This is a genomic window from Aureimonas sp. CAS, assembly GCF_059838215.1.
Genome location: NZ_CM187563.1, coordinates 3,069,128 through 3,090,051, shown reverse-complemented (window position 1 = coordinate 3,090,051; position 20,924 = coordinate 3,069,128). Strand labels below are relative to the sequence as shown.

Here is a 20,924-nt window from a genome sequence, read left to right as displayed (position 1 = left end):
CGCTCAAGCGGGGGCTCCGGCGGCGGTGAGGGCATGACGATGGGCACCGTCATGGTCGTGACGATGGGCATCGTCGTGCGGGTGTCGGTGCGCGGCGCGAGGGGCCGGATGGTCGTGGTCGGCGTGGTCGTGATCGCAGCCGTGGCCGTGATGGGTTCCGTCCGCGCAGGGGCCGTCGCCGATCTCGATCTCGATGGTCGCGTGGCTGATGCCGTAGGCGGACGAAAGCTCCCGCTTGAGCGCCCGCACGGCGAGCGCGCCGTCCGCTCCCTCGGCCATGCGGGCATGCAGCGTCGCGGCCAGCTTCTTCGGCGCGATGGTCCAGACATGGACGTGGTGGATGTCGGAAAGGCCGGGAACTGCGGCTGCGAGCCGGTCCCGCATCTCCGCCGCCTCCACCCCCGCCGGCGCCCCTTCCAGGAGGATGTGGGCGGAGGCCTTCACCAGCCGGTAGGCGTTGCCCAGAATGATGAGCGAAACGAGGACCGACAGGATCGGGTCGATCGGCGTCCAACCGGTGTAGAGGATCGTCAGGGAGGCGGCGATGGCCGCGACCGAGCCGAGAAGGTCGCCCATGACGTGGAGGAGCGCCCCGCGAAGGTTCAGGTCCTCCTGGTCGCCGCCATGCAGCATGAAGAAGGCCGCGATGTTGACGACGAGACCGCCGATCGCGACCGCCAGCATGGGTCCGGCCAGAATCTCGACCGGGGAGTTCAGGCGCCGCACCGCCTCCACGATGATCCAGGCGGCGATGAAGAAGAGGACGAGGCCGTTGGAGAAGGCGATCAGCACGGGCAGGCGCTGGTAGCCGAAGGTGCGGCGCGCGGTCGCGGGCCGGGCGGCGAGGACGATGGCGAAATAGGCGAGCGCGAGGCCGGCGAAGTCGACCAGCATGTGTCCCGCGTCGGCCAGAAGCGCGAGCGATCCCGAGATCAGGCCTCCGACGGCCTCGGCGACCATGAAGGAGCCGGTGAGGACCGCCGCCCAGCCGATCCGCGAGCGGCTGCCGCCGGAATGGTCGTGATGGTCGTGGGCGTGATCGTGCGAATGGCCGGTCATGTTCAGGTTCCGATCGTTTCGGCGTCTTCGATCGCGACGCGGTCCAATCCTTCGGGAAGGCGGAGGCCCTTGTCGGAGGAGACGAGGAAGCGGCAGCCGGCGAGGCTGGCGGTCGCGACGTGGATGGAGTCGGGAAGCTTCTGGCTGGACCGTGCCCGAACCGCCGCGCTTTCGATCAGGACGGCTCGGTCCACCGGAATCGTCGCGACGAGCCTGCCGTTCCCGAGGAGCTCGTCGTAGATCGCCATCAGCTCCGCCTTCCTGGCGGATCGGCACGACGAGCACTTCGGCGATCGAGAGTTCGCTCGTCAACAGCGACCAGCCCTTCGACCGCAGCCGCGCCATGACGCGTGGCAGGGCGGAGCCTTCTTTTTCCACGGCGTCCACGAGGGCGTTAGCGTCCCAATAGATGGCTACCACGTCAGTCCCATTCGTCGCGGAGCTTCCGGATTCGGGCGACGGCCTCCTCGGTGGTGATCGATTGACCGGGGTTGTCGCGATGATACCGGCTGATACGCTCCAGAAGCGGCGACCAGTCGTCGCCGGCTTCCTGCTCGATCGTGATCCGAACCCGGTCGCCGAGCGTCTTGTCGATGCGGAAATCCTCCGGGAGTTTGTCCACCGGGTAGTTCTCCAGAACGATCTTCCTGGCCGGTCCCATCTCAGCTCACCTGAAGCTTTTGCGCGGATCGAAGGCGTCGCGCACGGCCTCGCCGACGAAGACGAGCAGCGACAGCATCACTGACAATACCACGAAGCCGGATATGCCGAGCCAGGGCGCCTGAAGATTGTTGCGGCCCTGCGCCAGGAGCTCGCCGAGCGACGGCGAGCCGGGCGGCAGGCCGAAGCCCAGGAAGTCGAGCGAGGTCAGCGTCGTGATCGAGCCGTTCAGGATGAAGGGCAGGAAGGTGAGGGTCGCCACCATCGCGTTGGGCAGGAGATGCCGGGTGATGATGGTGAAGTCGTTCACGCCCAGCGCGCGGGCCGCGTTCACGTATTCGAAGTTGCGCGCGCGCAGGAACTCGGCCCGCACGACGCCGACGAAGGCCACCCAGGAGAAGAGCAGCATGATGCCGAGCAGCACCCAGAAGCCCGGCGGCAGGATCGCGGCGACGATGAGCAGGAGGTAGAGGACCGGGATCGCCGACCAGATCTCGATGAAGCGCTGGAAGGAGAGGTCCACCCAGCCGCCGAAATAGCCCTGCACCGCGCCGGCCGCGACACCGATGACGGCCGAGGCCGCCGTCAGGATCAGCCCGAACAGGACCGAGATGCGGAAGCCGTAGACGAGGCGGGAGAGAACGTCGCGCGCCTGGTCGTCCGTGCCGAGCCAGTTCATGTTGCCGAAGGTGCAGTTGGGGTCCTCGGCCCCCAGCGGGTAACGTTGGCAGCGCTCCTCCTTGGTCATCGTCCAGGCGGGCGGAGAGGGTGCGGGCGAGGGGATGTCGTTGTTCACCGAGCGGTAGGAGTAGCGGATCGGCGGCCAGATGGCCCAGCCGTTCGCCGCGATCTCCTCCTGCACGAAGGGGTCGCGATAGTCCGTCACCGGCAGGAAGCCGCCGAACACCTCTTCGGGATAGTCGACGAAGGTCGGGTAGTAGTACTCGCCCTGGTACTGGACGAGGATCGGTCGGTCGTTGACCAGAAACTCGGCGAAGAGCGAGGCGCCGAACAGCGCCAGGAAGATCCAGAGCGCCCAGAAGCCGCGCCGGTTCGCCTTGAAGTTCTCCCAGCGGCGCCGGTTGAGCGGCGAGATCCGCTGGCGCCTCACCGTCTGCGCGGCCGGGGCCGCCTGCGCGATCGCGGCGGAATCGGCCTGCGCGTCGGCGGCCTTGGCCTCTTCGGGCAGCGGGCGTTCGTTCACCGTCGTCACCTCAGACCTCCCGCTTCTCGAAGTCGATGCGCGGATCGATCCAGGTGTAGGTGAGGTCGGAGATGAGCGTCGTCACGAGGCCGATGAGCGAGAAGATGTAGAGGGTTGCGAACACCACCGGATAGTCGCGGCGGTAGATCGATTCGAAGCCGAGAAGCCCCAGCCCGTCGAGCGAGAAGATGGTCTCGATGAGGAGCGAGCCGGTGAAGAAGGCGCCGATGAAGGCGCCGGGAAAGCCCGCCACGATGATCAGCATGGCGTTGCGGAAGACGTGCCCGTAGAGGACGCGGCGCTCCGTCAGGCCCTTGGCGCGCGCCGTCGTCACGTACTGCTTGCGGATCTCGTCGAGGAAGGAGTTCTTGGTCAGAAGCGTCGTCGTGGCGAAGGCCGAGAGCGCCAGCGCCAGAAGCGGCAGCGTCAGGTGCCAGAGATAGTCGAGGATGCGCTCGGGCCAGGAGAGCTGCGCCCAGTTGTCCGAGGTCAGGCCCCGCAGCGGGAACCAGTCGAGGAAGGAGCCGCCGGCGAAGAGCACGATGAGGAGGATGGCGAAGAGGAAGCCCGGGATCGCGTAGGCGACGATGATGACCGCGCTCGTCCAGGTGTCGAAGCTCGACCCCTCCTTCAGCGCCTTGCGGATGCCGAGCGGGATCGAGATGCCGTAGGAGAGGAGCGAGATCCACAGGCCCAGCGAGATGGAGACCGGCAGCTTCTCGATGATGAGGTCGATGACGGAGATCGAGCGGAAGTAGCTCTCGCCGAAGTCGAAGCGCAGGAAGTTCCAGACCATGATGCCGAAGCGCTCGAGCGGCGGCTTGTCGAAGCCGAACTGGCGCTCCAGCTGCGCGATGAAGGCCGGGTCCAGCCCCTGCGCGCCGCGATAGCCGGAGGCCTCCGCGCCCGTCCCCTGCGCCTGGAAGTCCGATCCGCCGCCCCCCAGCCGGTCGCCCGCCGTGCCCTGCAACTGCGCGATCACCTGCTCGACCGGACCGCCGGGGGCGAACTGGATGACGACGAAGGAGATCGCGAGGATGCCGAACAAAGTCGGCACCATCAGGAGCAGTCGTCGCAGAATGTAGGCGCCCATATCGGCCTTTCGTCGTGCGGTTCTCGGACCCGCTTATCCTCGGCCGATGGCGCGAGCCTTGTCCGCGTCGTACCACCAGAGGGATTCGGGTGGCGCGAAATAGTCCGGCCGTGTTTCGGCGTAGCCGAACATGTCCCAATGGGCGACATTGTCCGCCGACGCGCCGATATTGGGGACCCAATAGAGTTCCGTGCGCACGACGCGGTCGATACAGCGGATCGCGGTCACCAGCTCTTCGCGGCTCTGTGCGCGTCCCGCCGCTCGGATCAGCTCGTCTACGGCGGGGTCCGCCATGCCAGCCAGATTCCACGACCCCTGCTGCTGCGCCGAGCGCGAGCCGAAGATGTAGGAGAGCGAGTCGGCCGTCGGCGTCGGGAGGAGACCGTAGGCCGTCAGGATCATGTCGAAGTCGAAGGAGGCGCGGCGCAACTGATACTGCGCGGCGTCCACCACCCGGGCTTCCGCCTGAACCCCGACGAGCCGCAGATTCTCGATCATCGGGCCGTAGACGCGCACCTGCTCGGGATCGCTCATCAGATATTCGAGACGGAAGGTCTCGCCGGCCGCGTTGACCAGCCCGCGTCCGGAACGCGTCCATCCGGCCTCTGCCAGAAGGTCGGAAGCTTCCCGCAGGACCTGCCGGTCCCGACCCGAGCCGTCCGTCACCCGCTGGATCCAGACCTCCCCGAAGACCTCCGGAGACAAGCGGTCGCGCAAGGGTTCGAGCAGCGCCAGTTCCTCCGAAGAGGGTACTCCTTCGGCCTTGAACTCGGAGTTCTCGAACGGCGAATCGTTGTGGATGCGAAGCCCGTACATCAGGTTCGCGTTGGTCCACTCGAAGTCGAAGCAGAGGTTGAGCGCCCGGCGCACGCGTGGATCGGCGAAGCGCTCACGCCGCTGGTTGAAGGCCCAGCACTGAAAGGACGGCCGGCGCCAGCGCGGGAACTCGTTGAGCTTGACGCGTCCCTGCGTCACCGCCGGGAAACGGTACTCGGTCGCCCAGGCGGCAGTCGTGAACTCCTGCCGGTAGGTGACGAGCCCCGCCTGGAACGCCTGCAGTTCGGCCTGCCGGTTGCGGAAGAACTCCACCCGCAGCGTCTGGAAGTGGTCGAGCCCGCGCGCGAAGGGCATGTCCGCGGCCCAGTAGTCGTCGCGGCGCTCGTATTCGATGAATCGGCCAGGCTCGTAGGCGCCGACGCGCGAGGGACCCGTTCCCGGAATCTCGGTCATGCCGGTGCGCGCGAACTCCCGTCCCTCGAAGAAGCCGGCCCGAAGGATCGGTATCGTGAGAGCGGAAAGGACCGTCGCGATGGTCTGTTCGCCGGAAAAGCGGATCGAGACGCTGTCCTCGCCCTCGGCCCGGACCTCGACGACTTCGGTCAGAAGCGTCGAGATCTGCGGATGCCCTTCCGCCTTCAGCGTCTCGTAGGAGAAGACGACGTCCTCGGGCTTGAGCGCCTCGCCGGTGGAGAAGCGTGCTTCCGGCCGAAGCTCGAATGTGAAGAGGTTGCGGTCCGCCGACATGGTGACGGTTTTGGCAAGGCAGCCGTAGAGGGCGTCGGGCTCGTCCCATGCGGAGGTCATCAGACCCTCGTACAGGCGCTCGATACGGGGGGGTGCGTTGCCCTGCAGGACGAAGGTGTTGAGCGTGTCGAAGGTCGTCGAGGACTGGTTGAAGTACCAGTAGGGGACCGTCATCACGATGCGCCCGCCGGTGGGTGCGTCCGGGTTCGCATAGTCGAAGCGGGCGTAGTCGGCCGGGTACTTGAGATCGCCGAAGGCCGACAGCCCGTGCAGCGGGGTCTCGGTCGGCACCTGCGCAAAGGACAAGCGCGGCAGGGCCGCGCTGGTCGCCAGCCCGAGGGCGAGCTGGCCGAAGTGGCGGCGGGTGAGGCGTCCGAGCGCTGCGGTCACTGGCCGGCACCTTCTCCCGGCGCCTCGGGCGTCAGACCGCCGGGCTCGACGTCATCGGCCGGCGGCGAGGCGCCCTCCGGCAGACCTTCCGGCTCGGGCGCGGCATCGGGCGCCGCGTCGGGACGGATCCACCAGGAATAGGGGTCGTAGCCGGCGTATTCGGGCTGGGTCTCGGGCATCTCCAGCTTCGTCCACCAGGCGATCCAGTGCTTGTCGTTTCGCCATTGCGGCACGAGGTAGAAGTTCCACAGAAGGACGCGATCGAGCGCCCGGGTCGCCGCGACGAGGGTCTCGCGGTCGGGCGCGAAGATGATCTTGTCGATCAGCTTGTCCACTGCGGGATTGCGGATGCCGGCCACGTTGCGCGAGCCCGGCTGGTCCGCGGCCCGGCTCGACCAGAAGTCGCGCTGCTCGTTGCCGGGCGAGAGCGACTGCGCCAGCACGGCCGAGACGATGTCGAAGTCGAAGTTCTGGACCCGAGCGACATATTGGGAGAGGTCGACGACCCGGATCGTCGCATCGATGCCGAGACGGCGGAGCGAGTTGGCGTAGGGCTCGATGGTGCGCGTCGCGTTCTGGTCCCGTGCCAGGAACTCGACGCGGAACGGCTCGCCCGCCTCGTTGACGAGCTGCGAGCCCTGGCGGCGCCAGCCGGCCTCCTGCAGAAGCTCGAAGGCCTGCCGGAGATACTCCCGCTCCGCGCCGGGGCGATTGTAGTCCGGGAGCGTGAAGGGCTCCGTGAAGACCTCCGGCGGGATCTCGTCGCGAACCTCGTTCAGGATGTCCAGCTCAAGTCCTTCGGGCAGGCCGGTCGCGGCGAGCTCGGAGTTCTGGAAGTAGCTCTCGATCCGGGCATAGAGGCCGTAGAAGAGGTTGCGGTCGAGCTCCTGGAAATTGAAGGCGAGCGTCAGAGCCTGGCGAACACGCGGGTCCGCGAGCTGCGGGCGGCGGGTGTTGAGCGCCCAGCCCTGCATCGGCTGTACGCCGCCGTCCGGGAATTCGTCCCGCACCACGCGGCCGTCCTGGAAAGCCGGGAAATTGTAGCCTTGCGCCCAGAGCTGCGCGCGATACTCGACCCGGTAGTCTTCGTACCCGCCCCGCGTGAACGCCTGCCATTCGGCGTTCTGGTCGCGGAAGTAGGTGTAGCGGATGCGATCGTAATTATAGCGCCCCTTCTGCGAGCCCTTCTCGGCAGCCCAGTAGTCGGGCACCCGCTCGTAGATCAGCGACGAACCGGGCGTGAAGGCGCCGACGCGGTACGGACCCGAGCCGAGCGGTGGCTCCAGGGAGGGCTGCGTCACGTCGCGTTGCCGCCCCTGCGCATCCGTGCCCTCCCACCAGTGCTTCGGCAGGATCGCAAGGTCGCCCATGATGTTGGGGAGTTCGCGGTTGTTCGTCTGGTCGAAGCGGAAGGTGACTTCGCGTTCGCCGGTCTCCTCGGCCGAGATGACGTTGCGGTAGTAGTTGCCGTAGAGCGGATTGATCTCGGTGAGGGTTTCGAAGCTCCAGATCACGTCCTCGACCGTGATCGGTTCGCCGTCGTGCCAGCGCGCCTCCGGATCGAGGCGGAACGTGACGGAGGAATAGTCGGAGGGAAAGCGCATGGCTTCGGCGATCAGCGCATGGCTGACGCCCGGCTCGTCTGTCGACTGCGTCATCAGCCCGTCATAGACGAAGGTCGCGATGCCGAAGGCCGGCGTTCCCCTTACGATGAACGGGTTGAAGCTGTCGTAGGTCTCTCCGGTCGGAATCGAGTTGAGCGTTCCGCCCTTCGGCGCGTCCGGGTTGACGTAGTCGTAGTGCGGGAAATCCGCCGGGTACTTCGAAGGCTCGATGATGCCCGACGACGTCATCCATTCGCCCATCACCGGCGCGGTGTCCGCCGCCTCCGCCGCCCCATCCTCCCCTTCCGCTCCCTGCGAGGCCTCCGCCGCGTCCGGTGCCGAAGCCTCCTGCGCCAGAGGTGAGCCGGCGAGGGCGCAGGACAGGAGCGCCGACAGGCCGAGGAGGCGCAGGGTGGAGGAGGGCACCGTCATTCACGTCTCCGGAAGATCGCGCGCGCTCATCGGGCGCGGGATGTCAGCAAGGTCGTCCATTGTGGCCTTCCTTCGGCCACGGGCGATGATGACGAAAGTTTAACCGCGCTCCGCCGTCTGTCCACCGTGGGTGCAACCGGCGGCGCCCGGGCCCCGCAACGAAAAGACCCGGCACGAGGGCCGGGTCCGGAAAATCACTTCGAGCGGAGGGTCCTGCCGGTCACTGCGCGGGCAGAATCGTCGTTCCCTGCGGCTGAGCCTCGGCATCGCCCGCGGCCGGAGCCTCGGCGGGCGCCTCTCCCTCGGCCGGTGCCTCGCCGCCTTCGGCGGGCGCCTGCACGTTCGGCTCGGCGGCTTCCGGATCGGTCGCCTGACCCGTCGTAGGCGGGGTCTCGGAGATCGGTGCGGCGCCCGAGGCGCGCGGGTCGGTCGAGGCCGGGATCTGCGGCGTGTTGTTGGGGTCGGTCGTCGCGTCCGGCGTCGTCACGTCCTCGGCCGGGGCGGCCTCGCCCTCGGCGGCGGGCGCGGCTTCGCCCTCGGCGGCGGCTTCGCCTTCGGCGGGCGCGGCCGCTTCCTCGGCCGGCGGCTCGGGAAGCGGCGCCGGATCGTTCGACAGGGTGCGCAGATAGGCGATCAGGTTCGCGCGGTCCGAATCGTTGGAGATGCCGGCAAAGCCCATGGAGGTGCCCGGCACGTATTGGCGCGGATTGGTCAGGAAGCCGTTCAGGTGCTCGTAGTCCCAGACGACCGTCGCGCCCTCCGAGAAGGCTTCCATGGCGGTCGAGTAGGAGAAGCCGGGATCCTCGGAGATCGGCCGGTTCACCACGTTCCAGAGGTGCGGACCGACGCCGGCGGGCGCGCCTTCCTCGTTCGAATGGCAGGACTGGCAGCGACGGAACACCGTCGCGCCGGCCTCGGCGTCCGCCGTCTGCAGCAGGGTCGCGATGGGCACCGCCGCGACCTCTTCGACCACGCCGCCCTCGCCGGGTTCCGGTGCCTCTATCACGTAGCCCGGCTGCTGGGGCACGGAGGAATGGAAGATGTTCTCGGCCAGGAGGCTGCCGCCGAAGAGGACGAACACGGTGCCCAGAACGGCGCCGAAAATCTTGTTGGCCTCGAATGAATCCATGGAAACGGCGGGCTCCTGATCGGCCGGCATGGGCACGGCCGACGTGACGCTTTCGAAACGCGCGGGAAGCTAGGGGCTTTGCCCTATCGAGGCAACAGCTGTAAGCCCTCCCACGAGGCGCCGCGGACACGGAGCCTGGAATTGTTCTTGGCATTGCCGCGCGGTCGGATCAAGCGTTCGCGGCGCATTGTCCGAGACCTCTGTTGCATTTCCAGCCACCGCCGCCCGTCCGAGCGGCAGCGATCCAGACGAGCCCCATGACCGTTCTCGTTCTCATCCCCGCCCGCATGGCCTCCACGCGTCTGCCCGGCAAGCCCCTCGCCGAGATCGGCGGGCGGCCGATGGTCCTGCATGTCTGCGAGCGGGCGCGCGAGGCCGGGATCGGACGTGTGGTCGTGGCCACGGATACGGACGAGGTCCGGCGCGTCGTGGAGGCCGCCGGCTTCGAGGCGGTGATGACCGGCACGCATCACCTCTCGGGCTCGGACCGCGCCTTCGAGGCTCTGACCATCCTCGACCCGCAAAGCGAGGTCGAGATCGTCGTCAATCTGCAGGGCGACCAGCCGACGATCGAGCCGGCATCGCTGCGCGCCGTGGTCGAGGCTCTTCGCGCCGAGCCCGAGTGCGACATCGCGACGCTCGCGGCCCCGATCAGCGACGAGCGCGAGCGCGACGATCCCGCCGTGGTCAAGCTCGTCGGCTCGGCGATCGGGGCGAGGCGTCTGCGCGCGCTCTACTTCACCCGAGCGACCGCGCCGGCCGGCGAGGGCGAGCTCCTTCATCATATCGGCGTCTACGCCTATCGCCGCCGCGCCCTGGAGCGCTTCGTCGCGCTCGGTCCGTCTGATCTCGAGCGCCGGGAGAGCCTAGAGCAGCTGCGCGCGCTGGAGGCCGGCATGCGCATCGACGCGGCGGTGGTGGACACGGTTCCGCTCGGCGTCGACACGCCCGTCCAGCTGGAGGAGGCGCGCCGCCGCCTGTCGCCCCTCGCCGGGCCGACCGGGCGCATCGCCTTCCAGGGCGAGTTCGGCGCCAATTCCGACACGGCCTGCCGGAACTGCTATCCGGATCTCACGCCGCTGCCCTGCCCGACCTTCGAGGACGCCTTCGCGGCGCTGACGAAGGGCGAGGCGGACCTCGCCATGATCCCCATCGAGAACACGCTCGCGGGCCGGGTCGCGGACGTTCACCACCTGCTGCCGCCGAGCGGGCTGCGCATCGTCGGCGAGTATTTCCTGCCCATCCGCTTCCAGCTGATGGCCAAGCCCGGCACGGCGATGGCCGACATCCGCGAGGTCCACAGCCACGTCCACGCTCTCGGCCAGTGCCGGACGATCCTCCGTGCCAACGGCTGGCGTCCGGTCGTCTCGGGCGACACGGCGGGCGCGGCGCGCCTCGTCTCGGAGATGGAGGAGAGCGACGTCGCCGCGCTCGCCCCGCGCCTTGCGGCCGAGCTCTACGGCCTGACGATCCTGGCCGAGAACGTCGAGGACGCCGAGCACAACACGACGCGCTTCGTGGTGCTGTCGCGGGCGGGGGAGGGGGAGCGCGACCTCTGGGCGCCGTCCGGCAACGGGCCGACGGTGACGACCTTCGTCTTCGAGGTGCGCAACATTCCGGCAGCGCTCTACAAGGCGCTGGGCGGCTTTGCGACGAACAAGGTCAACATGACCAAGCTGGAGAGCTACCAGATCGGCGGTCAGTTCACCGCCACGCAGTTCTACGCCGACATCGAGGGGCACCCGGACGACCAGGGCGTCGCGAACGCGCTGGAGGAGCTCGACTTCTTCACCAAGAAGCTCACCATCCTCGGCGTGTACCCGGCTGCGCCCGAGCGGAACTAGAGTGCCGTGCGTCCGAACGGACGCACGAAGGGCGTTCTATCTCTTTGAATCGACGCATCAGGCTTTCCGAAAATCGACTTCGATTTTCAAGCCGATGCTGAAGAGCCTCTCAGAAACGCAAAAGCCCCCGCGCGGGCGGGGGCTCGGCAATCCCGAACGGCTGCGTTCGAGGCAGTCTTCAGCCGCGGCCGTGACGGACGGCGCGACCGATCTCGCCGCGCATCACGCCGATGTCGGCGAGCATGCGGTCGTCCATCGAGCGGAGCTCGAGAACGCTGCGCGAGTAGTTGCGGTAGTTCTTCAGGCGGGCGGCAAGGCGGTTGATCATCGGTCGGTTCCAGAAAGGCGTGTTCCTTGACCGATGAGATAATTCGCATGGCTGCCCAATTGAACGGCAAAGATTGCACGTCAGTTGTGCATCCGCTGCATGGATTGCGCGCACGGGGCGTAAGGATTCGGTAATTTTTTCCTGTTCTGTTCGCCATCATGCCGCCGAACCCATGGCCGCCGGAACCGTGCCGGCGGCGTCACCCGAAGGCGTATCTCCGCGCCAGATGGTAGGCGATGGCGAAGGGCGGCGGCGTCTCCAGCCCCTCAGGGTGCGTCCGCTCGATCATCAGGCGAAGCTCGCCGCGATCGAACCAGCGCCCGTCCTCCAGCTCGCTCGCCTGGATCGTCAGATCGCCGGCCGTCGCCTCCGCGATGCAGCCGATCATCAGCGAGCCCGGAAAGGGCCAGGGCTGGGACATGACGTATTCGACGCGCCCGACGGTCAGGCCGACCTCCTCGCGCACCTCGCGCCGCACGGCGTCCTCGATCGTCTCGCCCGCCTCCACGAAGCCCGCGAGCGTGGACCAGCGCTTGGCCTCGTAGTGATGCGCGCGGCTGAGAACGCATCGGCCTGCGCCGTCGTGGACGAGCATGATGACGACCGGGTCGGTGCGCGGGAAATGGTGGGCGCCGCACTTCGTGCAGTCCCGCCGGTAGCCGGCGAGGGCGGAGACGGCGGGCGCGCCGCAGGCACCGCAGAAGAGCGTGCGGGAATGCCAGTTCATCAGGTGTTGGCCCTGCGCCAGATCGCCCTCGATCTCGGAGGGCAGGCTTCCCTTCACGCCGGCCGCGCGAAGGTCGATCTCCTCCATTCCGTCCGGCAGCTCGGCTCCCGCCGGCAAAGCGAGGACGAGGCGCGGCGAGAGCTCGGGCTGCGTCCAGCCGAGGAGAACCGCCTGCGCCGGATCGCCGCCGAGCGCGCGGGCCTCCTCCAGCGTGAACTGCGGATCGGTCGCGCCCCCGCCGGACCGGGCGAGCCAGGAGCGTCCGCGCAGGAGGTAGAAGCGGGCGGCGGGGTTCGCGAGCGCGCGGTCGAGCGTTCCCTCGTCGCGCTCCTCCGCGACGCGCGACAGCCGGCTTCCGGCATAGGCGAGCGCCTCGGCGCGCTCCGGCCGCACGGCGCTCATGGCCGCACCACGGCGTCGCGCAGGCGCTGGGCCAGCGCCTCGGCCTCGCGCCCGGCATAGGGCTCGGCCTGCCCGTAGCCCCAGACCGGCCCCGGCCAGTTCGGGTCTCCCTCGCTGCGCCCGACGATGTGGACGTGAAGCTGCGGCACCATGTTGCCGAGCGCGCCGACATTGATCCTGGCCGCGCCCGTCACGCGCTTCAACGCCGCGGAGACCTCGGCGATCTCCTCCATCAGGAGAATCCGGTCGCGCCGGGCGAGGCTGTGAATCTCGGTGCCGTCGCGACGCGGCACGAGGATTGCCCAGGGCCAGCGGCTGTCGGCCATCAGGCGCAGTTCGGAGAGGGACAGCTGCGCGACGGGAAGCGTGTCGGACTGGAGTCGCGGATGGAGGGCGGGCGAGAGCATCGGTGTTCCGGGGCGGGACCCGACCGAAAGCGTCGGGCGGGTTGCATTTAGGACGGCGACGGACGATATGTAGTCGCGGGAGGTTGGTGGTGGACGAGCCACTCGCCAACCGGGTCAGGTCCGGAAGGAAGCAGCCCCAACGAGCCTCGGCACGGGTCACCGTGCCAGCCTCCCACCCTTTTCCCCCGTTTGACGATGCGTCCCCGTCCGGCGACGCGCCGCTGACCTCGGGCCCGCGGCGGTCCGGGCTCCGTTCAGTAGAGGCGGAGCAGGACCGGCAGGCCGCTGACGGCCTGCAGATGCTCGACCAGCTCGAAGGCCGGGATCGCTGCCAGGAACATCAGTCCGTCGCCCAGCGTCCGGTAGATCCGTCCCGCCGGCGCCGCCAGGAGCGGACGATCGCTGAAGAGGCGCGGGTCGGGAATGAAGCGCGGGACGCTGCTGCGGTAGTCCCTGTACCCTTCGCCGAACAGCTCCGTCAGATGACGCTCCTCCCGGTCGATGACGACGGAGAAGGCGAGGGCGCAGACCGCCAGGAACAGGACGGCGACGACAAGGCTGCCGGTCTGCGCGCCGACGCCGGCCGCCGCGACGGTCGAGAAGACGTAGAGCGGATTGCGGACCATCGAGTAGGGCCCTTCGCGGACGATCTCCTCGTTCTTGCGTCCGCCGATATAGAGCGTGCACCAGACGCGCCCGAGAATGCCGACCATGATCGCCGCCAGCCCGACCGCCTCCACGGCCTCGTGACCCGCCGGGTTCCAAGCCGAGCCGACGGTGAGGAGGATCAGGAAGGCGAGAAGGATCATGCCGGAGAGAACGGCGCGGCGGCGTTTCTGATATTCGCTGATCGTCATGTGCGATGTTCCCGAAGCGCCGTGCGCCCCTTTGGACGCCCGGTCGCCGTTCCGACCTTTCGAAGCCGAGGCATGCGGCCGCGACCGGCCTTCGCGACATGACGGATCGGATCGCGGCAATCTCATGGCGAAGACGGCCGGATGTCTCCGGCGCGGGACCGCCGCGGCTCGAAAAGCGATTGAAGCGCTTCCGACCGATGCTGTAGGGTCCGCCCAGCCATCGGCGGCCGCGGGTCGCAGGTCCCAGCCCGCCGCAGATCATTGAGGAAGCGAACGAAACGCGATGGCCGATTCGCTCGACACTTTGCCGCCGGGCGCGTCCACGGGGCCTTATCGGGTTCTCGCCCGCAAATACCGTCCGCAGAGCTTCGAAGCGCTGATCGGCCAGGAGCCGATGGTGCGCACGCTCACCAACGCCTTCGAGGCCGGCCGGATCGCGCAGGCCTGGATGCTCACCGGCGTCCGCGGCGTCGGCAAGACGACGACGGCCCGCATCCTCGCCCGCGCGCTGAACTACCAGACCGACACGGTGGACCGGCCGAGCGTCGAGATGCCGGAAGAGGGCGTCCACGACCGTGCCATCATGGAAGGGCGCCATGTCGACGTCGTCGAAATGGACGCGGCCTCCCACACCGGCATCGACGACATCCGCGAGATCATCGCGCAGGTGCGCTACCGGCCGGTCTCGGCGCGCTACAAGGTCTACATCATCGACGAGGTCCACATGCTGTCCACGCAGGCCTTCAACGGCCTGCTGAAGACGCTCGAGGAGCCCCCCGAACACGTCAAGTTCGTCTTCGCGACGACCGAGATCCGCAAGGTCCCGATCACGGTTCTGTCGCGCTGCCAGCGCTTCGACCTTCGCCGCGTCCCCGCCGCCGAGATGATCGCCCATCTCAGGGCGGTCACGCAGGCCGAGAGCGTGGAGGTCGAGGAGGAGGCGCTGCGCCTGATCGCACGCGCCTCGGAGGGCTCGGTGCGCGACGCCCTCTCCCTCACCGATCAGGCCATCGCCCACGGCGCCGGCATCGTGACGGGCCAGGCGGTGCGCGACATGCTGGGGCTCGCCGACCGCGCCCGCATCGTCGATCTGTTCGATCACCTGATGCGCGGCGACGGCGGCGCGGCGCTGAGCGAGCTGCGCGGGCAATATGCCAGCGGCGCCGATCCGGTCGTCGTCCTGACCGATCTGGCCGACTTCACCCATCTCGTCACGTCGCTGCGCTACGTGCCGGAGGCGGCGTCCGACGCCTCGCTCGCGCCCGCCGAAGCCGAGCGCGGGGCCGATTTCGCGGCGCGTCTTTCGGTGCGCACGCTCTCGCAGACCTGGCAGATGCTCCTGAAGGCGATCGAGGAGGCCCGTCAGGCCGCCTCGCCCATGCAGGCCGCCGAAATGGCTCTGATCCGCATCGCCCATGCGGCCGATCTGCCGGGCGTCGGCGAGCTCCTCGCCATGCTGCGCTCGGGGCAGGTGCCGGAGATGCCGGCCGCGCTCACCGCGCTCGCGTCCCCTTCGGCGCCACCGTCGCCGCCTGCCGCCGAAGCTCCCCGGCCGGCCTCCGCTCCGCGTCCGGCGCCCGCTGCGCCCCAGCCCTCCGCGTCCTCGACGGAGCGCGGAGCCGCCGGACCGTCCGGCGGCTATCCGTCGCTGCCGCAGTCGACGAACGCGCCGGTCGCGAGCGCATCGCGCGGACCCAATCTCGCCGCGATGATGCGCGCGACCGCACCCGAGCCAGTGCCCGTCGTCGCCTCGGCCAGCGTTCCGAGCGAGGCGCTGCCCCGCTCGCTCGACGATCTCGCCGAACTCGCCAAGAGCGAGATTCGCATGCGGACCTCGATCCGGCGCTATCTGCGGCTGAAATCCATCGAGCCCGGCCATCTGGAGGCCTCGCTCGCCGAGGGCGCGCCTGCCAGCCTTGCCAACGATCTGTCGCGCCGCCTGTTCGAATGGACCGGTCGGCGCTACGTGGTGTCGCTGTCGCCGGACGGCGGCGGCGAGACGCTGGAGGAGCGCGATGCGGCCCGGCGCCGCGCGCTGATCGAGGCGGCGGAGGCCGACCCGGACGTCGCCGCCATTCTCGCGGCCATGCCGGGGGCGAAGGTGAAGGAGGTTCGGCTGCGCGGCGAGCCGGAGGCGCCCGAGGCGGCCGACCTGCCCGAGAGCGCCGAGGCGGCGCTGGTGGACGATTCGGATCTGCCCGAGCAGATTGATTCCGATCCGTGGGACGGCGCGGGCGGGGACGAGGTCCCCGACGAGATTTTCGAAGAGAGCGAAGACGAAGACGAGGACGAGGCCTGATGAAGGACCTGATGGGAATGATGAAGCAGGCGAAGGCCATGCAGGAGAAGATGCAGAGCCTTCAGACCGAGATCGCCGAGGTGACGGCCGAGGGCCAGTCCGGCGGCGGCCTCGTCACGGTCACGCTCAAGGGCGCGGGCGAGATGGTGTTGCTCTCCGTCGATCCTTCGCTTCTGAAGGCGGACGAGAAGGACATCGTGGAGGACCTGATCGTCGCCGCGCATGCCGACGCCAAGCGCAAGCTCGACGCCGAGATCCAGGAGAAGACGCAGGCGCTGACCGCGGGCCTCCAGCTTCCCGGCGGCATGAAGCTGCCCTTCTGACGCATCGGCCCGAAAATCGGAATCGATCTTCGGAAAGCCTGATGCGTTGATTCAAACAGATTGAGCGACCCTCATGCGTCCGATCGGGCGCACGACGCTCCAGGTTCGAGGAGCCGCAAGGCTCGGCATCCCATGGCAAAATCCATCGCCGGCCCGGAGATCGAGCGGCTGATCCAGCTGCTCGCCAAGCTTCCGGGCCTCGGCCCCCGTTCGGCGCGCCGCGCCGCGCTGCATCTCGTCAAGCGCAAGGCCCAGCTGCTGGAGCCGCTGTCGGCGGCGATGGCGGAGGCGCGCGACACGGTCCGCATCTGCTCCGTCTGCGGCAATATCGACAGCCGCGATCCCTGCACGATCTGCTGCGATCCGGCGCGCGACCGGGCGACCGTGATCGTCGTGGAGGACGTGTCCGACCTCTGGGCGCTGGAGCGCGCCAAGGCGCTGAACGCGTCCTATCACGTGCTCGGCGGCGTCCTGTCGCCGCTGGAGGGGATCGGCCCGGAGGATCTGACGATCGGCCGGCTGGTCGAGCGCGTCGCGGAGGGCGGCGTGAAGGAGGTCGTCGTCGCGGTGAACGCCACCGTCGAGGGGCAGACGACCGCGCACTACCTCATGGACCAGCTCGAAGGCTTCGAGATCGCCGTCACGCGTCTCGCCCATGGCGTGCCGGTGGGCGGCGAGCTCGATTATCTCGACGAAGGCACGCTTTCGGCCGCCATGCGCTCGCGCACGAAGCTCTGACCATCGGGGCCAAAGAGATCGTGACCGGGGCGGGGTGAACCTCGCAGCTCCGCCCGCATTGACCTCTCGAACGCAAGACGAGCCCCGAGAGGTCGATCCGCATGAACCTTCAAGCCCTGACGACGTCCAACCCCTTCGCCGCCACGCTGATGGCCGGCGCGCTTCTCGCTGTCCCGGCCGGCGCACAGGAGAGCGAGCCCTTCTCCCTGCCCGAACTGCCCTACGCCTACGACGCGCTGGAGCCGGTGATCGACGCGCAGACGATGGAGCTGCACCACGACAAGCACCATCGCAGCTTCGTCGACAATCTGAACGCGGCCGCCGAGGACGACGCGACGCTCGGCGAGACCGATCTGGAGGACATTCTCGCCAATGTCAGCGAGCGTCCGACCGCGATCCGCAACAATGCGGGCGGTCACTGGAACCACACATTCTTCTGGCAGCTGATGGCACCCGAGGGCGAGGGCGGCGAGCCTTCCGAGGAGCTCAGCCAGGCGATCGAGGCGAGCTTCGGCTCGATGGACGAGTTCAAGGAGGATTTCCAGGCGGCCGGCGCGTCGCGCTTCGGCTCGGGCTGGGCGTGGCTGATCGTCAACGAGGCGGGCGAGCTGGAGATCACCTCCACGCCGAACCAGGACAATCCGCTGATGGATGTCGCCGAGACGCAGGGCACGCCGGTTCTCGGCAACGACGTCTGGGAGCACGCCTACTACCTGACCTACAACAACCGCCGGGCCGAGTATCTGTCCTCTTGGTGGGACGTGGTGAACTGGGAGCAGGTGTCGGAGAACTACGCCGACGCCGTCGCGGCGGCCCAGTAGGCTTTCCAGCCCGATCGAAGCGTGGTGGCCCTCCTGCCGCCACGCTTCCCGTGCTAACGGCATCTCGGACCAACTTGCCGGACCGTTCGCGATGTCTCGTTTCGCACTTCTGCGCCCCTCGGGCCCCAGGCAGACCTTCGGGGCGGGCGTCGCCGCGCTCGGCATGGCGGCCGTCGTCGGCGGGGCGCTCGCCTTCCAGCATATCGGCGGCTACATTCCGTGCCCGCTGTGTCTGGCGCAGCGCACGCCCTATTACGTCGCGATTCCCGTCGCCGCCGTGGCCTTCCTGGTCTCGCGCGTCGCTCCGCCCGTCGTCACCCGCACGCTGCTTCTCATCGTGGGCGCGGCCATGCTCTGGGCGGCCGCGCTCGGCATCCATCATGCGGGCGTCGAATACGGCTGGTGGGCGGGGCCGGCCGATTGCGGCGTCGTCGGCGGCTTCGACCTTCGCGGCGGCAATCTCCTCTCGCAGCTCGATACGGTGCGCGGTCCCTCCTGCGACGAGCCGGCTCTCCTGATCTTCGGCCTGTCGCTGGCGGTCTGGAACGCGGTCGCGGCGCTGATCCTGGCGGCCATCTCGATCCGCGCGGCGCTGTCGGGCGGAGATCGCTTCTCGGCCGACGCCTAAAGCATTTCCAGCCGATGCGAAGCATCGGCGTCGGACAATGCGGCTGAGAAGACGCCGATCCTATTCCGGGTCGAGCTCGGTGTCCCAGTAGAGATAGTCGAGCCAGCTCTCGTGAAGATAGTTCGGCGGGAACATCCGGCCGTTGTTGTGCAGATCGTGCACGGTCGGCTGGAACGGCGTCTGCTGCGGGATCATGCCCGCGGCCTTCGGCATCAGTCCGCCCTTCTTCAGATTGCAGGGCGAGCAGGCCGCGACGACGTTGTCCCAGGTCGTCAGTCCGCCGCGCGAGCGCGGGATGACGTGATCGAAGGTCAGCTCGTGCGGCGAGCCGCAATACTGGCACTGGAAGCGGTCGCGCAGGAAGACGTTGAAGCGGGTGAAGGCGGGGTACTTCGCCGGCTTGACGTAGGCCTTCAGGCAGACCACCGAGGGCAGGCGCATCGAGAAGGTCGGCGAGCGCACGGCCTGATCGTATTCGGCGAGGATGGTGACGCGGTCGAGGAAGACCGCCTTGATCGCGTCCTGCCAGGACCAGAGCGACAAGGGGTAGTAGCTGAGCGGCCGGAAGTCGGCGTTGAGCACCAGAGCGGGCGACAAGCCCGGATGCACGGCCATCGTCAAGGAGTGTCTCCTCTCCCGAAGCGCCGTGCCGCAAGAATCGAATGCCGGTCCTGCGAACCGATGCTTCTCAATGCTAGCCTAGTCTGTCCCGGTTATCGTCGCTCATCATGTCGCCTTTGTGAAGCCTTGTGCGATGCGGCGTCGTCGTCCCGGCCGGGTTTCCCACCGGCGGGAAGGGGCGCGACGGGCTCGGCGGTCCTGCTGGTGAGCGCGTGATAATAGGCCCACAGGAGCCGGGCCGCGACGGCGCGATGCGGCCTCCATCCGTCCGCGATCTGTCGCAGCGCCTTCTCGGAGGGGCGCTCGGGTAGTGCGAGAGCCTCGGCCGCGGCGATCTGGAGGGCGAGATCGCCGGCGGGAAAGACATCCTCGTGTCCGAGCGCGAAGAGCAGGTGGCATTCGGCCGTCCAGGGGCCGATGCCGTGGATCGCGACCATCTGCGCGATCGCCTCCTCGGCGTTCATCCGCTCCAGTCGGTCGAAGTCCAGCCGGCCCTCCACGATCGCCGCCGCGATCGCGCGCAGCGTCCGCTGCTTGGGCCGCGAGAGTCCGGCCTCCCGCAAGGTCTCGTCGGAGGCGTCCGCGAGCGCCCGCGCGTCGTTCAGATCGACGAGCCGTTCGAGGCGGCCGAAGATCGCGCGTGCGCTCGCCGTCGAAACCTGCTGGGCGAGGATCGTTCCGACGAGGCCGGGGAGCCCCGGCTCCGAGCGCCTGAGCGGCACGGGGCCCGCGGCCGTGATGACCGGGATCAGGCGCTCGTCGAGAAGGCTCAGCGCCGCAAGGCCCCGCTCGATATCGGCTTCGCTCTCGATCATCCCCCGGTCGTCCCCGTGCACTTGCCGCCCCGATCATCTAAAGCCTTCCGCAAGACGGAACGAGGCCGTGGAGGCGAATGCAGGACGAAACCTTCCGCTTCGCGCCGAGCCCCAATGGCGAGCTTCATCTCGGCCATGCCTACTCGGCGCTTCTGAACCACGATCTCGCCCGCGCCGCCGGCGGGCGGTTCCTGCTTCGCCACGAGAACATCGATCTGGATCGATGCCCGCCCGCGCTCGAGGCCGCCGTCGAAGCCGATCTCGCCTGGCTCGGCATCGTGCCGGACGAGCCCCCGCGCCGCCAGTCGGAGCATTTCGACACCTATCGCGAGGCGCTCGACGCGCTTCGGGCGGAAGGGCTCGTCTATCCGGCCTTCATGACGCGCGGCGAGGTGCGCGCCTTCGCCGCACGGCAGGAGGAGGACGAGGGGCGTCCCTGGCCACGCGATCCGGACGGAGCGCTGCTCTACCCGGCGCTCGATCGCCGCCTGCCCGAAGATGAAGCGGCGGCGCGCATGGCGGCCGGCGAGCCCCACGCCTTCCGGCTCGACATGGCGGCCGCCGTCGAGCGGGTCGGCGCGCTGTCCTTCGTCGAGACGGGGGAGGGCGGCGAGGTCGAGGTCGCCGCCGATCCGGCCGCCTGGGGCGACGTCGTCCTGGCGCGCCGCGACGTGCCGACGAGCTATCATCTCGCCGTCGTCGTGGACGACGCGCTGCAGGGCGTGACGAAGATCGTGCGCGGGCGCGACCTCATGGCCTCGACCTCGGTGCACCGCGTGCTGCAGGCGCTGCTCGGCCTGCCGGCGCCGCTCTACCGCCACCATCGTCTCGTGCTCGGCCCGGACGAGCGCAAGCTGTCCAAGAGCGAGGGTGCGATGGGGCTGTCGCGCCTGCGTGCGGCCGGCCTGACGCCGTTGGACATCCGCCGCATGGTCGGCCTCGGCGAGAGCCTTTCCCGGCCAGGGGGAAGCTGATAGGCCGCATCCCCGTCGGGCTCTGACGAAGGCCGAGATTCGAGC

General features: G+C 68.6%; 21 protein-coding genes, 1 other RNA gene and 1 pseudogene. 9 read left to right on the top strand and 14 right to left on the bottom strand.

The genetic code is table 11. From position 1 onward, the window contains the following. Positions 1–3: 3 nt before the first annotated feature. The 8 genes from AC6R2M_RS14870 to AC6R2M_RS14835 form a co-directional block, all read right to left on the bottom strand. Entirely contained in the window at positions 4–1,059 is a 1,056-nt protein-coding gene (locus AC6R2M_RS14870) for a cation diffusion facilitator family transporter (RefSeq protein ID WP_500483440.1), read from the bottom strand. 2 nt (positions 1,060–1,061) lie between these two features. Continuing rightward, complete coding sequence (locus AC6R2M_RS14865; RefSeq protein ID WP_500483439.1) at positions 1,062–1,307, bottom strand: type II toxin-antitoxin system VapC family toxin; 246 nt, start codon at positions 1,305–1,307, stop codon at positions 1,062–1,064. A gap of 173 nt (positions 1,308–1,480) precedes the next feature. Further along, positions 1,481–1,720 (bottom strand): hypothetical protein, encoded by a 240-nt coding sequence (locus tag AC6R2M_RS14860; protein WP_500483437.1) that lies wholly within the window; start codon positions 1,718–1,720, stop codon positions 1,481–1,483. A gap of 6 nt (positions 1,721–1,726) precedes the next feature. Then, the gene (locus AC6R2M_RS14855) at positions 1,727–2,860 is read right to left on the bottom strand and encodes an ABC transporter permease (RefSeq protein ID WP_500487617.1); all 1,134 of its coding nucleotides are present in this window, start codon (positions 2,858–2,860) and stop codon (positions 1,727–1,729) included. Positions 2,861–2,933: 73 nt separating this feature from the next. Next, positions 2,934–4,016: a microcin C ABC transporter permease YejB gene (locus AC6R2M_RS14850; RefSeq protein ID WP_500483435.1), complete on the bottom strand. Its 1,083-nt coding sequence runs from the start codon at positions 4,014–4,016 to the stop codon at positions 2,934–2,936. Positions 4,017–4,049: 33 nt separating this feature from the next. After that, entirely contained in the window at positions 4,050–5,930 is a 1,881-nt protein-coding gene (locus AC6R2M_RS14845) for an extracellular solute-binding protein (RefSeq protein ID WP_500483433.1), read from the bottom strand. Then, positions 5,927–7,966, bottom strand: coding sequence for an extracellular solute-binding protein (locus AC6R2M_RS14840; RefSeq protein ID WP_500483432.1), 2,040 nt, complete (start codon positions 7,964–7,966; stop codon positions 5,927–5,929). Before AC6R2M_RS14840 ends, AC6R2M_RS14845 begins: the two co-directional genes overlap by 4 nt. A gap of 220 nt (positions 7,967–8,186) precedes the next feature. Continuing rightward, positions 8,187–9,095, bottom strand: a complete 909-nt coding sequence (locus AC6R2M_RS14835; protein ID WP_500483431.1) for a c-type cytochrome — start codon at positions 9,093–9,095, stop codon at positions 8,187–8,189. Positions 9,096–9,352: 257 nt separating this feature from the next. Between AC6R2M_RS14835 and AC6R2M_RS14830 the strand changes: the two are divergent. Both AC6R2M_RS14830 and AC6R2M_RS14825 read left to right on the top strand, forming a co-directional pair. Then, a pseudogene (locus tag AC6R2M_RS14830) lies at positions 9,353–10,066 on the top strand (3-deoxy-manno-octulosonate cytidylyltransferase); the annotation flags it as partial. 6 nt (positions 10,067–10,072) lie between these two features. Next, positions 10,073–10,939 (top strand): prephenate dehydratase, encoded by an 867-nt coding sequence (locus AC6R2M_RS14825; RefSeq protein WP_500487616.1) that lies wholly within the window; start codon positions 10,073–10,075, stop codon positions 10,937–10,939. Positions 10,940–11,117: 178 nt separating this feature from the next. Here AC6R2M_RS14825 and AC6R2M_RS14820 read toward each other — a convergent pair whose 3' ends face one another. From AC6R2M_RS14820 to AC6R2M_RS14810, 3 genes are all read right to left on the bottom strand, one after another. Next, positions 11,118–11,267, bottom strand: coding sequence for a DUF1127 domain-containing protein (locus tag AC6R2M_RS14820; RefSeq protein ID WP_500483430.1), 150 nt, complete (start codon positions 11,265–11,267; stop codon positions 11,118–11,120). A gap of 199 nt (positions 11,268–11,466) precedes the next feature. After that, positions 11,467–12,396 (bottom strand): NAD(+) diphosphatase, encoded by a 930-nt coding sequence (gene nudC, locus AC6R2M_RS14815; RefSeq protein WP_500483428.1) that lies wholly within the window; start codon positions 12,394–12,396, stop codon positions 11,467–11,469. Continuing rightward, positions 12,393–12,803, bottom strand: coding sequence for an HIT family protein (locus AC6R2M_RS14810; protein ID WP_500483427.1), 411 nt, complete (start codon positions 12,801–12,803; stop codon positions 12,393–12,395). Before AC6R2M_RS14810 ends, nudC begins: the two co-directional genes overlap by 4 nt. Before the next feature lie 78 nt (positions 12,804–12,881). On the opposite strand from AC6R2M_RS14810, the gene ffs reads away from it, so the two are divergent. Further along, positions 12,882–12,979: signal recognition particle sRNA small type (ffs, locus tag AC6R2M_RS14805), an RNA gene on the top strand. A 78-nt stretch (positions 12,980–13,057) separates the two neighbouring features. On the opposite strand, the gene AC6R2M_RS14800 is transcribed toward ffs, so the two are convergent. Further along, positions 13,058–13,660 carry a methyltransferase family protein gene (locus AC6R2M_RS14800; RefSeq protein ID WP_500483426.1) on the bottom strand — a complete coding sequence of 201 codons (603 nt, stop codon included), beginning with the start codon at positions 13,658–13,660 and terminating at the stop codon, positions 13,058–13,060. Between the two features lie 304 nt (positions 13,661–13,964). Between AC6R2M_RS14800 and AC6R2M_RS14795 the strand changes: the two genes are divergently transcribed. The 5 genes from AC6R2M_RS14795 to AC6R2M_RS14775 all read left to right on the top strand — a co-directional run bounded on the left by AC6R2M_RS14795 (position 13,965) and on the right by AC6R2M_RS14775 (position 18,469). After that, positions 13,965–15,959, top strand: coding sequence for a DNA polymerase III subunit gamma/tau (locus AC6R2M_RS14795; protein ID WP_500487615.1), 1,995 nt, complete (start codon positions 13,965–13,967; stop codon positions 15,957–15,959). Then, the gene (locus tag AC6R2M_RS14790) at positions 15,959–16,282 is read left to right on the top strand and encodes a YbaB/EbfC family nucleoid-associated protein (protein WP_500483424.1); all 324 of its coding nucleotides are present in this window, start codon (positions 15,959–15,961) and stop codon (positions 16,280–16,282) included. Before AC6R2M_RS14795 ends, AC6R2M_RS14790 begins: the two co-directional genes overlap by 1 nt. A 132-nt stretch (positions 16,283–16,414) precedes the next feature. After that, on the top strand, positions 16,415–17,020 hold the full coding sequence (gene recR / locus AC6R2M_RS14785; RefSeq protein WP_500483422.1) for a recombination mediator RecR: 606 nt from the start codon (positions 16,415–16,417) through the stop codon (positions 17,018–17,020). Positions 17,021–17,121: 101 nt separating this feature from the next. Continuing rightward, the gene (locus AC6R2M_RS14780) at positions 17,122–17,841 is read left to right on the top strand and encodes a superoxide dismutase (protein ID WP_500483420.1); all 720 of its coding nucleotides are present in this window, start codon (positions 17,122–17,124) and stop codon (positions 17,839–17,841) included. 91 nt (positions 17,842–17,932) lie between these two features. Beyond that, positions 17,933–18,469 carry a disulfide bond formation protein B gene (locus AC6R2M_RS14775; RefSeq protein WP_500483418.1) on the top strand — a complete coding sequence of 179 codons (537 nt, stop codon included), beginning with the start codon at positions 17,933–17,935 and terminating at the stop codon, positions 18,467–18,469. A 60-nt stretch (positions 18,470–18,529) separates the two neighbouring features. Here AC6R2M_RS14775 and AC6R2M_RS14770 read toward each other — a convergent pair whose 3' ends face one another. Both AC6R2M_RS14770 and AC6R2M_RS14765 read right to left on the bottom strand, forming a co-directional pair. Then, positions 18,530–19,090 (bottom strand): HNH endonuclease, encoded by a 561-nt coding sequence (locus tag AC6R2M_RS14770; protein ID WP_500483416.1) that lies wholly within the window; start codon positions 19,088–19,090, stop codon positions 18,530–18,532. A gap of 92 nt (positions 19,091–19,182) precedes the next feature. Next, positions 19,183–19,905: a DNA-3-methyladenine glycosylase family protein gene (locus AC6R2M_RS14765; RefSeq protein WP_500483414.1), complete on the bottom strand. Its 723-nt coding sequence runs from the start codon at positions 19,903–19,905 to the stop codon at positions 19,183–19,185. A 77-nt stretch (positions 19,906–19,982) separates the two neighbouring features. On the opposite strand from AC6R2M_RS14765, the gene gluQRS reads away from it, so the two are divergent. Continuing rightward, on the top strand, positions 19,983–20,879 hold the full coding sequence (gene gluQRS, locus AC6R2M_RS14760; RefSeq protein ID WP_500483412.1) for a tRNA glutamyl-Q(34) synthetase GluQRS: 897 nt from the start codon (positions 19,983–19,985) through the stop codon (positions 20,877–20,879). The last annotated feature ends 45 nt before the right edge of the window (positions 20,880–20,924 follow it).

Bases quoted from the DNA above. Each gene is read 5' to 3' on its own strand.
- AC6R2M_RS14870 (WP_500483440.1), bottom strand. From the start codon at position 1,059: ATGACCGGCCATTCGCACGATCACGCCCACGACCATCACGACCATTCC.
- AC6R2M_RS14865 (WP_500483439.1), bottom strand. From the start codon at position 1,307: ATGGCGATCTACGACGAGCTCCTCGGGAACGGCAGGCTCGTCGCGACG.
- AC6R2M_RS14860 (WP_500483437.1), bottom strand. From the start codon at position 1,720: ATGGGACCGGCCAGGAAGATCGTTCTGGAGAACTACCCGGTGGACAAA.
- AC6R2M_RS14850 (WP_500483435.1), bottom strand. From the start codon at position 4,016: ATGGGCGCCTACATTCTGCGACGACTGCTCCTGATGGTGCCGACTTTG.
- AC6R2M_RS14840 (WP_500483432.1), bottom strand. From the start codon at position 7,966: ATGACGGTGCCCTCCTCCACCCTGCGCCTCCTCGGCCTGTCGGCGCTC.
- AC6R2M_RS14835 (WP_500483431.1), bottom strand. From the start codon at position 9,095: ATGGATTCATTCGAGGCCAACAAGATTTTCGGCGCCGTTCTGGGCACC.
- AC6R2M_RS14820 (WP_500483430.1), bottom strand. From the start codon at position 11,267: ATGATCAACCGCCTTGCCGCCCGCCTGAAGAACTACCGCAACTACTCG.
- nudC (WP_500483428.1), bottom strand. From the start codon at position 12,396: ATGAGCGCCGTGCGGCCGGAGCGCGCCGAGGCGCTCGCCTATGCCGGA.
- AC6R2M_RS14810 (WP_500483427.1), bottom strand. From the start codon at position 12,803: ATGCTCTCGCCCGCCCTCCATCCGCGACTCCAGTCCGACACGCTTCCC.
- AC6R2M_RS14800 (WP_500483426.1), bottom strand. From the start codon at position 13,660: ATGACGATCAGCGAATATCAGAAACGCCGCCGCGCCGTTCTCTCCGGC.
- AC6R2M_RS14790 (WP_500483424.1), top strand. From the start codon at position 15,959: ATGAAGGACCTGATGGGAATGATGAAGCAGGCGAAGGCCATGCAGGAG.
- recR (WP_500483422.1), top strand. From the start codon at position 16,415: ATGGCAAAATCCATCGCCGGCCCGGAGATCGAGCGGCTGATCCAGCTG.
- AC6R2M_RS14780 (WP_500483420.1), top strand. From the start codon at position 17,122: ATGAACCTTCAAGCCCTGACGACGTCCAACCCCTTCGCCGCCACGCTG.
- AC6R2M_RS14775 (WP_500483418.1), top strand. From the start codon at position 17,933: ATGTCTCGTTTCGCACTTCTGCGCCCCTCGGGCCCCAGGCAGACCTTC.
- AC6R2M_RS14765 (WP_500483414.1), bottom strand. From the start codon at position 19,905: ATGATCGAGAGCGAAGCCGATATCGAGCGGGGCCTTGCGGCGCTGAGC.
- gluQRS (WP_500483412.1), top strand. From the start codon at position 19,983: ATGCAGGACGAAACCTTCCGCTTCGCGCCGAGCCCCAATGGCGAGCTT.